This window comes from Nonomuraea mangrovi (genome assembly GCF_042681425.1).
Taxonomy (GTDB): domain Bacteria; phylum Actinomycetota; class Actinomycetes; order Streptosporangiales; family Streptosporangiaceae; genus Nonomuraea; species Nonomuraea mangrovi.
The window spans coordinates 391,549-408,005 of sequence record NZ_JBHUFV010000033.1; the positions used below are offsets into that span (position 1 = coordinate 391,549).

Below are 16,457 nucleotides of genomic sequence, written 5' to 3' on the forward strand. Positions count from 1 at the left end.
GACGGACCGTGGAGCGACGGTTACATTCCGGGCCAATACTTCAGTCCTAGGTCCTAGGAAGGATCGCCGTGACGCATCAGGAGACCTCCCGCCGTTCGGTCTTGGCAGGGCTCGGGCTCGCCGCCGCGGCGGCCGCCCCCATGGTGGCCGTTGCGCCGCCCGCCCAGGCGGCCACCCCCGAGAATGCCGCCGCCGTCAACAGCATCAACCTCTACCCTGCCGACGCCTACGGCGCGGTCGCCGACGGCGTGGCCGACGACTCCGCGGCGCTGCAGCGGGCAATCGACGCCGCCGCCGCGGCCGGTGGCGGCACGGTGGTGCTGCGGGCCGGCAAGCAGTACCTGCTCGGCAAGTCGCTCCGGCTCAAGACGGGCGTCGCGCTCGCCTCCGACCGCGCCCGCGCCACGCTGGTCCTCACCAGCGGCTACGCCGATCCGCACGTGCTCGCCGTCAAGGACGTCTCGGTGGTGACGCTGCGCAACCTCAAGCTGGACTGCGGCGAGCGGCGCCCGCTCCTGGCCGGCGTGCACGTCACCGCGAGCACCGACGTGATCCTCGACAACCTGCACGTCGAGGGCCTCACGGCCGGGGCCTACGACCGTCCCTCCGGCGTGGGTTCCACCGCGCTGGTGCGGATCGGGGACTCCCACCGGCTCCAGGTGGTGGGCTGCCGCCTGACCAAGGGCTACATCGGGCTCAACGTCGTCGGCAACTCCACGCACATCCTGATCGACGACTGCGACGTGCACGACCTGTCCCAGTTCGGCATGCACGTCCACGGCACAGTCGCCTCCCACACCGAGCACCTCACCATCAGCCGCTGCCGCGTCGAGCGCATCGGCGGCGGGCCGCACCCCGAATTCTCCGGCACCCCGATCTACATCACCTCCGGTGGCACCATCCATCCGGGGGCGCAGAAGCACCGCTTCGTCAGGGCGACCGACAACACCCTCACCGGCAACTACAAGGCCTTCAAGTTCGGCGGAAACGCCGACATGATGGCCATCTACGACATCCACGACGGTTTCTTCGACCGCAACGTGATCTTCGGCGGCGGCGACGCGGGCCTGTCCACCGACCGCTGCCGCAAGCTCGTGATCGCCAACAACATCATCGGCCACTGCAACACGGTCGGGATCAACGTCTGGGAGGTCGTCGACTGCACCGTCGTCGGCAACGTGGTCTACAACAACTACCAGAACTTCGACGGGCATCTCATCGCCGAGGACCGCGGCGGCATCAGGACCTACGCGAGGGACGGCAAGAAGTCGGAGAACGTCGTCATCGTCGGCAACCGCAGCTTCGACGACCAGGCGACCAAGACCCAGGACTTCGGCATCTTCATCCACCCGCGCACGAGGGGCGTGGACATCGGGGCCAACACCCTCACCGGCAACAAGACGGGCCTGTTCAAGACCAAGTCGGCCGAGGACATCACCTTCTCCTTCGTCGTCACCCTCGACGCCCTGCCGACCACGGGCTGGTGGGACAAGAACATGGTCGTCCAGCTGCGCAACCCGGCCCCGGGCCAGCCGTCCCGGTGGATCTGCACGGTGGGGGGCACGCCGGGGACGTGGCGGCCCGAGGCGGCGCTGGACGTTCCGGCGGCGATCACCGCGGCTCCCGCCTATGCCGGACAGCTGGCCCTGGCGAACAACGCGCTGTACGTGGCCAAGGGCACGGCCTCGGCGGCCGACTGGCGCAAGGTCGGGGACCTCGCGTGACGGGTGCACCGGACGCGGCGCACCCGAGGACCCTCCTGCGCCGGCGATCCCTGCTGGGCGGCGGCGCGCTGACGGTGGCGGGCGCGGCGGCCACCGTCGCCGTCCCCGCGGCCGTCCCCGCCGCGGCGGCATCCTCGGCGCCGCCCGCGGGAGTGTCCGCGGTGTACGCGCAGTACGTGCGGCGGGAAACCAGACTGCGGCTCTGGACCAGGCGCGAAGGGCACCGATGGATCCGCTACGACCTGCAGCGGTTCACCGCGACAGGGATCAGCCTCGACGCCTGGCGCCTGCAGGAGGTGTTCGCGGTCGACCTGTCGGCCGACGCCCCGGGTCCCGGCGTCGTCGAGACGAACCCGGCGCGGCTCGCGACGCCCGCCAACTACGAGTACGCCCTCTCGCTGCAGGGGGAGAGTCATATCGGCGGGATGCACGGCTTCGAGCTCTCGCGGGGGTCGCTGGTGGTGCTGGACGGGCGTGCCATGCCCGTCGACGAGCTCCCCGAGTACGCCTCCGCGGCCGAGTTCGAGCTGGCCCAGGAGAACGACCTGCTCTCCCGCGGCGACAGAAGCGTGGTCGGCGACCTGCGGGTGCGCCACCTCGTCACGTCCGCCGGGCTGCGGCTGCGCTGGAGCCTGACCTGGCGGCAGGCGCGGACGGTCGCGAACGCCTACGGCGCGATGCTTCCGGCCGACAAGAACGCCGCCGTCTCGACCAGGTGCAGGTTCATGGGCGAGGCGCGCGAGCACGACCTGACCGTTCCCGGACGGCCGCGCGCCGACGCCTACGGCGTGCAGATGTACAACAGGAGCAACGGCCTGGCGCTCTCGGTGGAGCTGACTCCCGACTTCCAGGCGGGATACGCCCACGCGAGCGGCTCAGGGATCTGGGTCAAGACCGACCAGCCGGGCTACAACAAGGCCTACCCCACCCGCGTCTACCCGGGACAGCTGGAGGACGTGGCGGAAGGCGCGACCTGGCGGCTCGACGCCACCTACCGCTTCGCCTGCCCCGCCTGATCAGCCTGCCCCGCCCCGCCGCCCGCCCCGCACGGGTGCCCTCGCGTACTCGTGCGGGACGGGCGGCAAGTCATCCGAAACGCCCGGGGATCAGCCCGGCTTGACCGAGACCCCGGTGCGGGCCGACTCGTAGACCGCCAGGACCAGGGCCAGCGCCGCCCTTCCGTCGGCCGAGGTGACCTCGGGGGCCCGGCCCTCGCGCACCGCCGCGACGAAGTCCTCCAACTGCAGGCGGTGGGCCGCCGCCCCGAGTCTGGCCGGCGGCTCCGGCTCGGCGCGGTCGTCCTCGCCGACCCTGAAGGCGGTGATCACCTCGTTCTCCACGACCGCATGGCCGGCGTCGCCGTGCACCGAGACGCGCACGCTGTTGCCGCCGTGCGCGGCCGTCGTGGCGAACAGCCTGCCCAGCGCGCCGCCCGCGAAGCGGACCACGGCCGCCGCGGTGTCCTCCACCTCGATGCCCTCGTGCGCCAGCAGTCCCGCGTACGCCGACACCTCCTGGGCCGGGCCGAGTAGCGCCAGCATCAGGTCGACGACGTGCACGCCCTGGTTCATCAGCGCGCCTCCGCCGTCCAGCGCCCACGTGCCGCGCCAGCCGCCCGAGTCGTAGTAGGACTGGGGTCGCCACAACGTCACCTCCGCCGTTCCGGACGTGAGGCGGCCGAGCTCGCCCGCCGCCACCGCGGCCCCCACCTGGCGGAACGACGGCTCGAAACGGCGCTGGCTGATCACCGTGACGGTCCTGCCCGACTCGCGCTCGGCCGCGATGATCCGGTCGGCCGCCTCCAGCGTGATGTCGATCGGCTTCTCGATGACCACGTGCTTGCCCGCCCGCAGCGCGGGGACGGCGGCGTCGGCGTGCAGGCCGCTGGGCAGGCAGACGACCACGGCCTCGATGTCGTCCCTGCCGTACAGCTCGGCCGGGTCGCCGTGCGCGTCCACGCCGTGCTCGGCGGCGAGGCGCGTGGCCCGTTCCCGGTCGGTGTCCGCGACGGCGGCCAGCTCCGCCGTACCCTCCATGGAGGCGATGAGCCTCCCGTGCAGGGCTCCGATGACCCCGCACCCCACGATCCCGAATCGCACGGTTCTCCCTTCAGAGATCTGACCTAGGACTCTAGTTTTCCGCCTCCCATAGGTCAATAAGTCCGGATTCATGGCAAACAGAGGTCCTATGTCATAAGCTCGCCGACACATCGAGCGATCGGAGCAGCGGATGCGACTGGGCCTCATCGGCATCGACAACACCCACGCCGACCACGCCGTCCGGCACCTGAACAAGGAGCACGCGCTGGGACCCGCCCGGGTCGTGGCCGTTCAGGGCGGCACGGGCGAGCAGGCGGAACGGCTCGGCGTCACCACGCACGTGCGGCACCCCGAGGAGCTGATCGGCCTGGTGGACGCGGCGATCGTCATGGACAGGGACGGCTCCCTGCACCGCCGGCACGCCGAGCCGCTGCTCAAGGCGGGCATCCCGGTGTTCGTCGACAAGCCGCTGGCCACCACGGTCGCCGACGCCGAGGCGGTCATCGCGGCGGCCGCGGCGGGCGGCGTGCCCGTCACCTCCTACAGCGCGCTGCGCTGGCACCCCGCCGTGTCGGCGCCCGCCGAGCTCGGCGAGGTGCGGGCGGTCGTCGCCACCGGACCCGTCCAACGCGACAGCCCGTTCGGCGGCATCGGCTTCTACGGCGTGCACGCGGTGGAGGTGGCCCTGCACCTGCTGCCCGTCCCCGCCGCGGCGCCGTCCGTCCAGGTCCTCCCGGGAGTGGTCCTGGTGACCGTCGCCGCGGGGGACGCCCACGCCGTCGTCACCCTGGTCGAGCGCGACGCTCACACGGCTGTGCCCTTCCATCTGCAGGTGGCCGGCACCAAGGCGGTGGCGGCCGAGCGGCTCGCGCTGGGCCCGGACTACACGCTGCCGTCGCTGCGGCGCTTCGCCGACATGGTGCGCACCGGCGAGTGGCCGCTGTCGGCCGAGGAACTGCTCGCCCCCGTGCGTGTGCTGGAGGCGGTCAGCGCCGCGGTCAGGAACGCGTCGATCTCGGCCTGAGCGGCGGCCGCGCCCTCGGCCGCCGTCCGGTAGAAGAAGCCGTGCTCGGCGCGGGGGAGCGTCACGACCCTCGCCGAGGGCAGGATCGCGGCCAGCGCGTGGACGTGCGCGTGCGGGAAGTAGCGCTCCCTGCCCACGACGACGAACAGGAACGGCGGCGCGCCCGCGTGCGCGAGCGTGCCGGGGTCGGCCGCGCGCCCGCCCTCCGCGGCCAGCTCTTCGACCGCGGGGGCGATCTCGGGATGCATGCCCTCCCACGGGAACGGCGTGCCGGGGCCGTTGAGGCTCACGCACGCCAGCGGCGCCTCGCCGTCCGGGTGGCCGCCCCGAGGGCCCTGATGCCCGTCCGGGTGCCCGTCCTGATGACCGGCACCATGGCCGGACAGGGCGAACAGCGTGGCCAGGTGCGCGCCGGCCGAGCTGCCGACCAGCGCGACGGGCCGATCGCCGAGCCGTCGCCGCAGCGTGCGGTAGCCGTCGGCGACGTCGGCCGTCATCTCCGCCAGCCGCCCGCCGACGCGGTAGCCGAGCGAGGCGCTCGTCACGCCGCGGCCGGCCGCGGCGCGCATCTGCTCGTGCCACTGCGCGCGGTCGCCCGACCGCCAGCCGCCGCCGTGGACGAAGCAGAGGGCGTACGGCGCGCGCACGTGGTTGGGCTCCAGCAGGTCGAGCCGGCGCCGCTCGTCGGGCCGGGAGCGGCGCGCCGCCGGGTGGTGGCCGTCCGCGGTCGGCGCGGTGTCGTAGGGCAGGGTCACGATCTTCACGGCAGCCCCCAGGATGTGATGAAATGAGCCAGCAGGTAGATCCTAGGTCCTAGGTTGGTGAGATGCGTTCGACAGACGTCTCGGTCCGCGAGGCGGCCGCCGCCTTCCACGACGTCCGGCTCGACCATCCGTTGCGCCTGTCCGGCGCGACGGTCGACAGGTTCACCCTCGCCGTGGTGTGGGTGACGGTCGAGGACCGCGCGGGTCGCGTGGCCTGGGGCGAGGGGGCGAGCGTGCTGTCCGTGCCGTGGTCGTGGCCGGTGTCGGAGCTGTCGTGGACCGTACGCGACCTCGTCTTACGCCGGTTGACCGAGCGGCTGGCCGCCGCCGCGACCGAGGTGGGGCCCGGCGACCCGTTCGCGATCCACCGGGAGCTGTCCGAGGCCGCCGCGTGCGCGAGGCGCGACGGGGCGGAAGCGGCCGGCGGTCCTGAGCCGGTGCCCGAGCTGGCCGCCGCCCTCGCTCTCGGGGCCGTGGACAACGCCGTCCACGACGGATGGGCGCGGGCCGCGGGAGCCCCGGCCACCTCGCTCTACGAGGGCCTCGACCTCGGCCCGGCCCGCCGCCGGCTGCCGGTCCAGCACGTCGTCGGGCTCGACGACCCCCTCGAAGCAGATCCCCTCGAACACCCCCGCGCACCGGACCCCCGCGAATCCGGCCTCCTCGAACCAGATTCTCGCGAACCGGACGCGGTCGAATCGGGCCCGCCCGACCGGGATGACGTCGTGCCCCCGCGCCGCGCGGCCGTCCGCCCGCTGCGGGAGTGGCTGCGCGCCGAGGGCATCGCCCACGTCAAGATCAAACTCGCCGGGCGGGACCCCGCCGCCGACGCCCGCCGCGTCATCGAGGTGCACCGTGTGCTGCGCGAGAGCGCCGGCGACCGGCACACCGTCTCCCTCGACCCCAACGAGGGCTACCAGGAGCCCGCCGCCGTCCTCGAACTCCTCGACGCCCTCGACGGGAGCCCGGCGTGGGACGCCCTCACCTACCTGGAACAGCCCGTCCCGCGGGACGCGCCGCCCGACCCCGGCGGCATGCGGGCGATCGGCGCCCGGCTGCCCGTCCTCGCCGACGAGAGCCTGGCCACCGAGGCGGACCTCGCGCGCCTCGCCGCGGCCGGCTGGAGCGGCCCGGTCATCAAGGCCGCCCGCGGGCAGAGCCTGGCCATGCGCAGCCTCGCCCACGCCCGCGCGCACGGCATGCGCGTCGCGCTCCAGGACCTCACAGCCGTCGGCCTGGCGCTGGTCCACTCCGCCAGGCTCGCCGCCGTCCTGCCGCTGGACTGGCAGGCCTTCGAGTACAACAGCCGCCAGTACGCGCCCCGCGCCAACGGCGACCTGCCCGCCGAGCTCGTCCGGGTCCGGCAGGGGCACGTCGTCCCGGGACCTGCGCGGCCCGGCATCCACTGACCCAGGAGTGACCATGCAGGTGGGATGGATCGGTACCGGAACGATGGGCGAGCCGATGGCCGGCCGCCTCCTCGCGGCCGGGCACGCGCTGACCGTGCACAACAGGACGGCGGGCCGTACGGCTCGGCTGGTCGAGCGGGGCGCCCGCGCGGCGCCCACGGTCGCGGCCGCCGGCGGGGAGGTGGTGATCACGATGCTGCCGGCGCCCCGCGAGGTGATGGACGACGTCCTGGCGAACGCCGTCCCCGGCACGGTCGTCGTCGACTGCTCCACCTCGGCACCCGACCTGGCCAGGCACTGGGCCGAGGAGGGGGAGCGGCGCGGCGTGAGCGTTCTCGACGCGCCCGTCAGCGGCGGCCCAGCGGGAGCGAAGGCGGGCACGCTGTCGATCATGGTAGGCGGCGACGCGTCGGCCTTCGCCCTGGTCAGGCCGCTGCTGGAGACTCTGGGCACGACAGTCGTCCACCACGGCCCGCCCGGCACCGGCCAGCTGGCCAAGCTGGTCAACCAGACCGTCGTGGCGGGCGCGACGCTGGCGGCGTGCGAGGCCTACGCGCTGGCCGTCCACGGCGGCCTCGACATCGCCAAGGTGCTCGCGTCGGTCGGGCTGGGCGTGGCGGGCTCGCCGCTGCTGGACTTCCTGTGGTCGCGGCTGGCCGCCGCCGATCTGGAGCCCGGCTTCAAGCTCGACCACCTGCTGAAGGATCTGAGCCTGGTGCACGAGGCGGCCGGCGAGCTGCCGATGCCGGCGACGGAGCGGGCCGGCGAGCTGGCCGAGCGGATCCGCGCGGTGTACGGCGGCGAGCGCGGCACCCAGGTCCTGGTCAAGGTGGCCGAGCGGTGATCGTCGACTCCCACGTGCACGTCGGCAGGTGGAAGTACCCGCCTTTGGAGGAGTACCTGCCGGCCATGGCGCAGGCGGGGGTGGCCGCCGCCGTGCTCGTCCAGTTCGTCGGCAACACCGACAACGCCTACCTCACCCGCTGCGTCGCGGCCGATCCCGCCAGGTTCGCCGCGGTGGCGATGGTCGACACCGACACCCACGGGGCGCCCGCGCACGTCGCCAGGCTGGCCGCCACCGGCCACGTCAGGGGCGTCCGGCTGTGGGCCTCGACCAGGTCGCCCGGCCCCGATCCGCTGGCGCTCTGGCGCGCCGTCGACGCGGCCGGCCTGGTGGCCAGCGTCAGGGGACCGCTGGCCGACCTCGCCGACCCCGGCTTCGCCGGCCTGCTCGCCGAACTGCCCGGCCTGCGCGTACGGCTGGAGCACCTCGGCTTCACCACCTACCCCGACGCCGACCGCCGCGCCTTCGAGCGCTTCCTCGCCCTCGCCGAGCGCCCCCACACCTACACGATGTGGGCGGGCTTCCACGCCAACAGCGGCACGCCGTACCCCCACGAGGACGCCGACCCCTACCTGCGCGAGGCGGTCGCCGCCTACGGCGCGCACAGGATCACCTGGAGCGGCGACTGGAACCGCCCCGACCCCGCGCCCGGCGACTACGCCGCCGCCGTCAGGCACGTCCTCGACCGGCCCTACCTGACCGAGGACGACCACCGGCACATCCTGGGCGGCACGGCCCGCGAGCTGTTCGGGCTCGCGCCATGAGCGTGCGCGTGGGCATCGTCGGCCCCGGCGGCATCGCCGAACGGCACGCGGGCGCCCTGACCAGGGCCGGCGCGGTCCTGGCCGCCGTGGCGGGACCCGACAGGGCGCAGGCCAGGGCGTTCGCCGCCGCCCACGCCACCCCCGGGCACGGCCCGCCCGCCGTCCATCCCACGGCCGAGGCGCTCTACGGCCAGCCCGGCCTGGACGCCGTCGTCATCGCCTCCCCCCACGCCCACCACGCGGCCCAGGCCGAGGCGGCGCTGCGCGCGGGGCTGCACACCCTGTGCGAGATCCCCGTCGCGCTCGGACTGCGCGAGGCCGAATCACTGGCCAGGACCTCGGCGGAGACGGGCAGGCACCTGGCCGTCGCGCACACGCTGCGCCACTGCGCGCCGTACCTCGCCGTGCGCCGGCTGGTCGAGGAGGGGCTGCGGGTGACGCACGTCGTGGCGCGCACGCTGATGCTCCGGCAGCGTGATGCCGGCATGGACGGCCGCCCGCGCGACTGGACCGACGACGTCCTGTGGCACCACGGCGCGCACGCCGTCGACGCGGCCCTGTGGTTCCTGGACGCCGAGGACGTCTCGGTGCGGGCGGAGCGCGGCCGGCCATGGGAGGGCAGCGGCAGGCCGATGGACGCGGCGGCCGTGCTGCGCGCGCCGACCGGCGCGCTCGCCACGATCGCCCTGTCCTATCACTGCAGGACGCCCGCCAGGGACGTCGTGGTGATCGCCGAGGACCGGACGCTGCGCCTGGACGGCGGCCGCCTCCTCGGGCCCGACGGGGTGATCGTCGACTGCGGCGACGGCGACCGGATGGAACGCGAGGGCATCGACAGGCAGGACCGTGACTTTCTCGAGGCGATCACGCGGGACCGCCGTCCCGGGTGCGCGGTCGCCGACGTGCTGCCCGCGATGCGCGTACTCGAACGATGGAGGAGCCAGTGAACGAGATCGCCCGGATGGTCACCGACGAGGCGGCCGCGGCGATGGCCCGAGCGACGATCGCGCTGCTGCCGATCGGCTCGACCGAGCAGCACGGCCGCCACCTCACCTACGACACGGACTTCGCCATCGCGGAGGCGTTCGCCAGGCGGCTGGCCGGCGACCTCGGAGAGACGGCGGTGCTCTGCCCCGGCCTGCCGTACGGGCTGTCGGAGCACCATCTCGGCTTCGCGGGGACGCTCACCCTGCGCCCCGCGACGCTGCTCGGCGTCCTGAGCGACGTGGCCGAGTCGCTGGCGCAGGCGGGCATTCGCAGGGTCGTGGTCGTCAACGGGCACGGCGGCAACGTCGACGCCGTCCGCCTGGCCGCGCGCGGCCTGCGCCGCGACCACGGCATCGTCATGGCGCACCTCATGTGGGCGGGCCTGGCCGCCGACGTGATCGCCGGTGAGATCGGCAGCGAGCGGTACGGCCACGCGTGTGAGGGCGAGACCTCGGTCGGCATGGTGCTGGCCCCGCAGGTCGTGCGGGCCGACAGGATCGGGGAGCCGGGCACGCCGCTGCCGGTGCTCCCGCACGCGGCGCCGCCCGCGCCCCGCGTCGACCTGGCCCTGCCGTACCACCTGCTGTCGGGCACGGGCGCGCTCGGCGACGCCAGGCACGCGTCGCCGGCGCTGGGCGAGCGGATCGTCGCCACCGCGTACGCCAGGTCCCTGGAGTTCGCCAAGGCCTTCGCCGGCGAGGAGGGTTGAGCGTGCGGGTTCTCATCGCGGGCGGTTCGGGCGCGGTCGGCGCACTCGTCGTGCCCGAGCTGGCCGCCCACCACCAGGTCACCGTGCTGGACCCGCTGCCGCCTGCCGTCGACGTGCCGTTCGTGCGGGGCAGCGTCACCGACCACGACGACGTACGGCACGCCGCCGAGGGCCACGACGCGCTCGTCTACCTGGCCATGGGCAGGAAGGACGGCTGGCGCGAAGGCCAGGAATGGGTGGCCAGCCACTTCGCGGTCAACGTCACGGGCCTCTACGTCACGCTGGGGGCCTGCGCGGAGGCGGGTGTGCGGGTCGCCGTGCACGCCAGCAGCATGTCGGTGTTCGACGGCTACGCCACGCGCGACTACGCCAAGCGGCCCGAGCCCGACGCCGTCGACGCCTACGGCCTCACCAAGCGCCTGGGGGAGCAGGTCTGCGAGGCCGCCGCCCGTGAGCACGGCCTCACCGTGACCTCGCTACGCCTGGTGCACCCCATGCCGGACGAGGAATGGCAGGCCTACGCAGGCGGCCTGCCCGACCTGGTGACGGCCGGCAGCGACGTGGCCGCGGCCTTCGTCGCCGCGCTCGAGCGCCGGGGGCCCGGCTACGCCGCCTACACGATCACGGGCGACTACGAGAGGACCGCGCTCGACTGGACCCCGGCGCTCCATGACCTCGGCTGGTGGCCCCGCGCCCGGCGACGCCGAGAATGACGGACGCGCGCCAGGCGGCGCTGGAACCGGCGTCCCGCGCGCGGCGGCGCTGGGACGCACGTGTGCCGGTCCCGCACGGGAGTCGCGGGACCGGCATCAGGGTTCCACCCTCTAGCTCGATCGCTGGCCGCGTCGCAACGGTAGCGACGACTTGGCCAGCCGGTGAGAGAGCGCCCCGCCGCCCGATGTCCGCTCGGTCGAAGCCGACGACCTGCCCGTCGCCTTCGAGGGCCGCTTGACGGCCGGAGCCTCGGACTCGCCGCGCAGGGAGTGCTGCTCGCGCGTCTGCCGTGACTTGGAACTCACACCACCACCTCCCCGATATGTGAGTTATGTCCGTTTCGGGGAGGGGGAAACGCGCCTGATGGCCAGCGCCGCCGCCCTGATCGCGCCCCCCGGCGAGAGCCGGGCGCCACGCCAGGCCAGCCTGCCCGAGGCGGGCGCGACGATGATCGCCTGGTTGCGGGCCACGCCGCGCATGATGTCGGCGGCCAGCGACTCCACCGGGTACAGCCTCCCCTGCGCCCTGACCGCGGCGCTGCGCGCACGCGCCCCCGTCTCCGTGTACGGCAGGCCGGGGTTGGCGTTGTCCAGCAGCGGCGTGTCGGTGAAGCCGGGGCAGACGACGCTCACCCTGACCCCGTGCGCGGCTGCCTCGGCGCGCAGGGCCGTCGACAGGCCCACGACGGCGTGCTTGGTGGCCGTGTAGGGCAGCATGAGCGGCGCGGGCACGAGCCCGGCCATCGACGCGGTGTTGACGATGTGGCCGAAACCCTGCTCGATCATGATCGGGTAGGCGGCGTGCACGCCGTGCACCACCCCGCGCAGGTTGACGTCGATCGTCCGGTTCCAGTGGTCGAGCGTGAGTTCCTCGGTGTGGCCGCCGACGGCGATGCCCGCGTTGTTGAAGACGAAGTCGAGCCTGCCGTACCGCTGCCTGACCTGGTGGACCGCGGCCCTGACGGCGTCGGCGGAGGTGACGTCGACCTCGGCGTACTCCATCGAGGGCGCTTCTGGCGGGACCAGGTCGGCGACGGTGACGGCGACGCCCTTCGCGCTCAGTGCCAGGGCCAGCGCCCTGCCGATGCCCGAGGCGCCGCCGGTGACGAAGGCCGTCTTCGGCGAGGACCTCGTCACCGGCGCGGCTCCGCCCAGATGCCCATGACCTTCCAGATCCGCCTGGTGACAGGGTTGATCAGGCCCAGTTCGGAACAGAGGTCGCGGGTCTTGCCGACCGAGTCGCGGATCTCCGTCCTGAACTCCTCGTTGTCCGTGTAGACCTCCTCCACCACCTGGGGCGGGATCTTGAACGCGCGGATCATCGGCCCGGGAGGCGACAGCATGATCCTCGCCATGAACCCGAGGATGATCGGCGAGATCACCCCGAGCGCGAGTCGGCGGTGGCGCGGCATGCGCGGCACGCGCCGTCGCAGGTAGTGGCGCGCGAAGGAGATGTGCCTGGCCTCCTCGGCGATGTGGATGCGCATGATGGTCTCTTCGAGCGGGTGGTGCCGGTAGCCGTCCTTGAGCACCTTGCGCTGCACGTGGTCGATCGGGTCCTCGCCGCCGAGCACGAAGACGAAGAACAGCTCGGTGGAGATCAGCGGGATCCACGGCGCCACCTGGGCCAGCACCGAGAGCGGTCCAGGCATGCCGCGGATCGGGAGCTTCGTACGGTTGACGAACTCCTGGAACATCATCCCGTGATGTCCCTCTTCGATCGTCTCGTGGTAGACGTAGCGGAACTCGGGGGAGCCGTTGGGCAGCCGGTAGGCGTAGTTGAGCAGCCCTCGCTTGAGCAGGTTCTCGAACTGCAGGCCGATCTTCATGGCCGTCGCCACCCGCCACAGCCCGATCCGCGCCCTCGTCTCGGGCGAGCGGCTGCGATACCAGGGATGCCGGCCGAGCTTGTCGACCGGCGGCAGTTCCCACCGGGGGTCGGCGGGGTCGATGAGGAAGTCGGGGTCGTCCCATGGGATGTCGACGTACGGCTCCCAGTGCTTGTCGACCGACGCCTTCGACAGGCGTTCGATGACCGCCTCGTATGCGCGCTTCTCCGCGACCGACTCGTCGCGTTCCCTGGCGGCGGTTGAGCTCGGTGCAGCTGTCATGCCAGCAATTGTACGGAGAATCCAATAACTACGAAAGGTCCTCCGCCGCGATGCCCAGCTCGGCGGCCGCCGCCGTGCGCACCAACTCGGCGATCCTGCGGCGTGACAGCACCTTGCGGTGCACGGTCACCTGGACGGCGAGCCCGTCCACGAGCGAGAGGATCCGCCACGTGGCGGCCTCGGGGTCGGCGCACACGAACGCGCCCGAGGCCACGCCCTCCTCCACGATCACCCGGAAGGACTCCTTCCACCGCAGGTCCAGTCGCCGCGAGGTCTCCTCCAGGTCGGCGCTGCGCATCGACTCCGCCCACGCGTCGATCCACACGCGCCACATCTTGGCCGAGCCCGTGGGGGAGTAGAGCTTGAGCAGGTCGCGCAACCGCTCCACGGCCGTGCCGCCGGAGCGCTCCAACGTGGCGAGCGAGTCGAGGTCGCGTCTGGCCGCGTAGGCGAAGGCCTGGGCGAACAGCTGGTCCTTCGTCTCGAAGTGGTAGAAGAGCAACGCCTGGCTGACGCCGGCCGCCCGCGCGATGTCGAGCGTCCTGGTGTGCCCGAATCCCTGCGCCGCGATGACCTCGCAGGCGGTCTTGAGTAAGTCTTCTCGCCGCAATCGGCTGAAACCGCGTGTCACAGGGGGAAACTGTATTACCCGTGGTAACCGTTGCGTAGAGGAAGATGTAGGACAAAGCGGGCGCCGGAGGGAGAGTCGGCGATCTTGAGGGTGCCGCCGTGGGCCTTCGCGATCTCCCTGGCGATCGGCAGGCCGAGACCGGTGCCGCCCGCGTCGCGGTTGCGGGAGGCGTCGAGCCTGGTGAACCGGCGGAAGACGATCTCGCGCTGGTCGGGTGCGATGCCTGCGCCGTCGTCCAGGACCTCGAGCACCGCGTCGGAGCCCGCCGTACGGACCGAGACGCTGATGGTCGTCTCCGCGTGCCGCTCGGCGTTGTCCAGCAGGTTGGTGAGGAGCCTGACCAGGCGCAGCCGATCGCCCGTCACCATCACGTCGTGCTCCAGGCTGCGGACGATCTCCTTGCACCGCGGCCGTCGCTCCAGCTCCTCGGCCACCAGCGCGCCCAGGTCCACGGGCTCCTTCGCGCCCGGCGCGCCCGAGTCGAGCCTCGACAGCGTGAGAAGGTCGGTCACGATCGCCTGCAGCCGGTCGATGCCGGCCAGCAGCGCCTTGCTGGTGTGCGTCCAGTCGACGTCGTCCGGATACAGGATGGCCTCCTCGACCTGCGCCCGCATCGCGGTGAGGGGACTGCGCAGGTCGTGCGAGGCGTCGGAGGCGAACCTGCGCTGCTGCTCCACCGCCGCCTCCAGCCGGTCGAGCGTCTGGTTGACGGTCTCGGCCAGATCGGAGATCTCGTCGCGGTGCCGCGAGGGCGGGACCCTGCGGCCCAGATCGGTGGAGGTGATCTCGGCCAGCTCGTTCTTGATGGTCTTCACCGGCGCCAGCGCCCTGCGCACGGTGAACCACGCACCCACGGTGGCCATCCCGGCCAGGAGCAGGACGATCAGCGCGGCGCCCAGGATGTAGAGCGGATGGATGTACCAGGGGACGGCGGGGACGTAGGAGTAGACCATCCAGAAGCCGTCCCCCACCTTGACCCGGTAGGCCACGGCGATCAGACAGTGCTCGCCCGGAACCTGGTTCGTGCACACCGTCGTGTCCACCCTGCCGTCGTCGCCCGTGGCAGGGGCGTGGAGGAGCAGGGGCTTGCCCAGCAGGCGGGCGCTGGCCTGGCGCACCCTGCCGTGATCGTCGGCCACCTGGATCAGCTCGACCTCCTCCGTGGCGGTCAGCGGCTTGAGCTGCCCCGGCGCGGACGACTCCACGTTGAAGGCCACCCTGCGGCCCGCCGCCGCGGCCTGCCCGGTCCTGTACTCCTTCAGGGCCACGTTGGTGAGCAGGGTGATCACCACCGCGGCGGCCAGGCAGCCCATCAGGGCGGTGAGCCCGGTGATCAGTGTCAGCCGACGCCGCACCGACCACGTGGTGAGCATGTCAGCTCTCCTTCGCCGGGAGCCGGAGCACGAAGCGCGCGCCCGTGTCGGAGTCGGCGAGCCCCAGCGTGCCCTCGTGGACCTCGGCGATCTCGCGGGCGATGGCCAGGCCGAGACCGGTGCCGCCCGCGTCGCGGTTGCGGGAGGCGTCGAGCCTGGTGAACCGGCGGAAGACGAACTCCCGCTGGTCGGACGCGATCCCGGCGCCGTCGTCCAGGACTTCGAGCACCGCGTCGGAGCCCTCGTTGTAGACCGAGACGGCGAGCGCGGACTCCGCGTGCCGCTCGGCGTTGTCCAGCAGGTTGGTGAACAGCCGCGCGAGCCTGAGCCTGTCGCCCTCCACGACCACGTCGGGGCGCAGGTCGAGCTTGACTTCCTTGCTGCGCGTCCGGCCCTCCAGCTCGTCGGTCACGAGCTGCGCCAGGTCCACGGACTCGGACGCCTGAGGCTCGTGCGCGTCCAGCCTGGCCAGCGTGAGCAGGTCGGTCACGATCGCCTGCAGCCGGTCGAGGCTGGCCAGCAGCGCGTGCCCGGTCTGCTCCCACTCGGCGTCGTCGGGGTGCAGCAGCGCCTCCTCCACCTGCGCCCGCATCGCGGTGATGGGGCTGCGCAGGTCGTGCGAGGCGTCGGAGGCGAACCTGCGCTGTTGCTCCACGGCCGCCTCCAGCCGGTCGAGCGTTCTGTTGGCGGTCCTGGCCAGGGCGTGCAGCTCGTCGGGGTTGGGCGGCACCGGCACCCGCTGGCCGAGGTCCGTGGCGGTGATCTCGTCCAGTTTCTGCCTGATCGCCTCGACGGGCGCGAGCGTCCTTTCCACCGTGCGGGAGGTGCCCCACCAGGTCAGCGCGATGAGGGCGAGGGAGATCCCGATCAGGAACGCCAGCGCCCACGGGTGGACGTACCAGGGGACGGTGTCGCCGAAGGCGTAGACCATCCAGTCGCCCTCCTGCTCGTAGACCCTGAAGACGGCGACGATCTGGCAGGGGTTGTCGAAGGCCTCCAGTCCGCACACCACCTGCGTACGGCTGGCGTTGTCGTCGTCCGGCATGAAGGCCACCAGCCGCGGGCTGCCCATGAGGCCGGCGGAGGAGGACACCACCTCGCCGTCGGTGTTGAGCACCTGGACGCCCCCGACGTCCGTGCCCACGACGGCGGGCAGGTCACCGCGTTTGATCAGGTGGACCACGCGGAGGGCGGCGCTCATGACCTCTTGGGTCCGGTACTCGACCGCGGCGCCGTGAATGCCCAGCAGGAGGAGGCCGTTGACCGCAAAACAGAGTGCGGCCACGCCGACCGTCGCTATCAGCGTCAGCCGTGCGCGCACCGAAGCCGCGTACCGTGCGATCACATCTCTCCCCCCGGTAATCA

16 protein-coding genes and 1 pseudogene are annotated in these 16,457 nt (G+C 72.7%); 9 read left to right on the top strand and 8 right to left on the bottom strand.

The genetic code is table 11. The features are described from left to right. Positions 1 to 68 precede the first annotated feature (68 nt). Together ACFSKW_RS20235 and ACFSKW_RS20240 are read left to right on the top strand one after the other, a co-directional pair. A complete protein-coding gene (locus tag ACFSKW_RS20235) occupies positions 69 to 1,724 on the top strand; it encodes a right-handed parallel beta-helix repeat-containing protein (RefSeq protein WP_379573833.1) in 1,656 nt (551 codons plus the stop codon). Beyond that, complete coding sequence (locus ACFSKW_RS20240; RefSeq protein ID WP_379573834.1) at positions 1,721 to 2,740, top strand: hypothetical protein; 1,020 nt, start codon at positions 1,721 to 1,723, stop codon at positions 2,738 to 2,740. The genes ACFSKW_RS20235 and ACFSKW_RS20240 overlap by 4 nt, the downstream gene beginning before the upstream one ends. Before the next feature lie 90 nt (positions 2,741 to 2,830). Here the strand turns inward: ACFSKW_RS20240 and ACFSKW_RS20245 are convergent, their stop codons facing one another. Next, complete coding sequence (locus ACFSKW_RS20245; protein WP_379573835.1) at positions 2,831 to 3,823, bottom strand: Gfo/Idh/MocA family protein; 993 nt, start codon at positions 3,821 to 3,823, stop codon at positions 2,831 to 2,833. 130 nt (positions 3,824 to 3,953) lie between these two features. Between ACFSKW_RS20245 and ACFSKW_RS20250 the strand changes: the two genes are divergently transcribed. Further along, positions 3,954 to 4,787, top strand: coding sequence for a Gfo/Idh/MocA family oxidoreductase (locus ACFSKW_RS20250; RefSeq protein WP_379573836.1), 834 nt, complete (start codon positions 3,954 to 3,956; stop codon positions 4,785 to 4,787). Positions 4,788 to 5,173: 386 nt separating this feature from the next. Here the strand turns inward: ACFSKW_RS20250 and ACFSKW_RS20255 are convergent. Then, positions 5,174 to 5,551 (bottom strand): annotated as a pseudogene (locus tag ACFSKW_RS20255) (alpha/beta hydrolase); the annotation flags it as partial. A gap of 62 nt (positions 5,552 to 5,613) precedes the next feature. Between ACFSKW_RS20255 and ACFSKW_RS20260 the strand changes: the two are divergent. The 6 genes from ACFSKW_RS20260 to ACFSKW_RS20285 are packed head-to-tail and all read left to right on the top strand — an operon-like array spanning position 5,614 to position 10,977. Beyond that, the gene (locus tag ACFSKW_RS20260; RefSeq protein ID WP_379573837.1) at positions 5,614 to 6,960 is read left to right on the top strand and encodes an enolase C-terminal domain-like protein; all 1,347 of its coding nucleotides are present in this window, start codon (positions 5,614 to 5,616) and stop codon (positions 6,958 to 6,960) included. A 13-nt stretch (positions 6,961 to 6,973) separates the two neighbouring features. Next, complete coding sequence (locus tag ACFSKW_RS20265; protein ID WP_379573838.1) at positions 6,974 to 7,804, top strand: NAD(P)-dependent oxidoreductase; 831 nt, start codon at positions 6,974 to 6,976, stop codon at positions 7,802 to 7,804. Further along, positions 7,801 to 8,568, top strand: coding sequence for an amidohydrolase family protein (locus ACFSKW_RS20270; RefSeq protein WP_379573839.1), 768 nt, complete (start codon positions 7,801 to 7,803; stop codon positions 8,566 to 8,568). Before ACFSKW_RS20265 ends, ACFSKW_RS20270 begins: the two co-directional genes overlap by 4 nt. Then, entirely contained in the window at positions 8,565 to 9,515 is a 951-nt protein-coding gene (locus ACFSKW_RS20275) for a Gfo/Idh/MocA family protein (protein ID WP_379573840.1), read from the top strand. Before ACFSKW_RS20270 ends, ACFSKW_RS20275 begins: the two co-directional genes overlap by 4 nt. After that, on the top strand, positions 9,512 to 10,264 hold the full coding sequence (locus tag ACFSKW_RS20280) for a creatininase family protein (protein ID WP_379573841.1): 753 nt from the start codon (positions 9,512 to 9,514) through the stop codon (positions 10,262 to 10,264). The genes ACFSKW_RS20275 and ACFSKW_RS20280 overlap by 4 nt, the downstream gene beginning before the upstream one ends. Before the next feature lie 2 nt (positions 10,265 to 10,266). Then, positions 10,267 to 10,977 carry an NAD-dependent epimerase/dehydratase family protein gene (locus tag ACFSKW_RS20285; RefSeq protein WP_379573842.1) on the top strand — a complete coding sequence of 237 codons (711 nt, stop codon included), beginning with the start codon at positions 10,267 to 10,269 and terminating at the stop codon, positions 10,975 to 10,977. Between the two features lie 111 nt (positions 10,978 to 11,088). On the opposite strand, the gene ACFSKW_RS20290 is transcribed toward ACFSKW_RS20285, so the two are convergent. From ACFSKW_RS20290 to ACFSKW_RS20315, 6 genes are read right to left on the bottom strand one after another with little or no spacing between them, the layout of a single operon-like run. Next, positions 11,089 to 11,283, bottom strand: a complete 195-nt coding sequence (locus ACFSKW_RS20290; RefSeq protein WP_379573843.1) for a hypothetical protein — start codon at positions 11,281 to 11,283, stop codon at positions 11,089 to 11,091. Between the two features lie 24 nt (positions 11,284 to 11,307). Continuing rightward, on the bottom strand, positions 11,308 to 12,114 hold the full coding sequence (locus ACFSKW_RS20295) for an SDR family NAD(P)-dependent oxidoreductase (RefSeq protein ID WP_379573844.1): 807 nt from the start codon (positions 12,112 to 12,114) through the stop codon (positions 11,308 to 11,310). Further along, positions 12,111 to 13,088: an AurF N-oxygenase family protein gene (locus ACFSKW_RS20300; protein WP_379573845.1), complete on the bottom strand. Its 978-nt coding sequence runs from the start codon at positions 13,086 to 13,088 to the stop codon at positions 12,111 to 12,113. Before ACFSKW_RS20300 ends, ACFSKW_RS20295 begins: the two co-directional genes overlap by 4 nt. A gap of 28 nt (positions 13,089 to 13,116) precedes the next feature. Next, the gene (locus ACFSKW_RS20305; RefSeq protein WP_379573846.1) at positions 13,117 to 13,719 is read right to left on the bottom strand and encodes a TetR/AcrR family transcriptional regulator; all 603 of its coding nucleotides are present in this window, start codon (positions 13,717 to 13,719) and stop codon (positions 13,117 to 13,119) included. A gap of 14 nt (positions 13,720 to 13,733) precedes the next feature. Next, a complete protein-coding gene (locus ACFSKW_RS20310; protein WP_379573847.1) occupies positions 13,734 to 15,092 on the bottom strand; it encodes a sensor histidine kinase in 1,359 nt (452 codons plus the stop codon). A gap of 1 nt (position 15,093) precedes the next feature. After that, a complete protein-coding gene (locus ACFSKW_RS20315; RefSeq protein WP_379573848.1) occupies positions 15,094 to 16,437 on the bottom strand; it encodes a sensor histidine kinase in 1,344 nt (447 codons plus the stop codon). Positions 16,438 to 16,457: the final 20 nt, after the last annotated feature.

Bases quoted from the DNA above. Each gene is read 5' to 3' on its own strand.
- ACFSKW_RS20310 (WP_379573847.1), bottom strand. From the start codon at position 15,092: ATGCTCACCACGTGGTCGGTGCGGCGTCGGCTGACACTGATCACCGGG.
- ACFSKW_RS20300 (WP_379573845.1), bottom strand. From the start codon at position 13,088: ATGACAGCTGCACCGAGCTCAACCGCCGCCAGGGAACGCGACGAGTCG.
- ACFSKW_RS20250 (WP_379573836.1), top strand. From the start codon at position 3,954: ATGCGACTGGGCCTCATCGGCATCGACAACACCCACGCCGACCACGCC.
- ACFSKW_RS20260 (WP_379573837.1), top strand. From the start codon at position 5,614: ATGCGTTCGACAGACGTCTCGGTCCGCGAGGCGGCCGCCGCCTTCCAC.
- ACFSKW_RS20275 (WP_379573840.1), top strand. From the start codon at position 8,565: ATGAGCGTGCGCGTGGGCATCGTCGGCCCCGGCGGCATCGCCGAACGG.
- ACFSKW_RS20265 (WP_379573838.1), top strand. From the start codon at position 6,974: ATGCAGGTGGGATGGATCGGTACCGGAACGATGGGCGAGCCGATGGCC.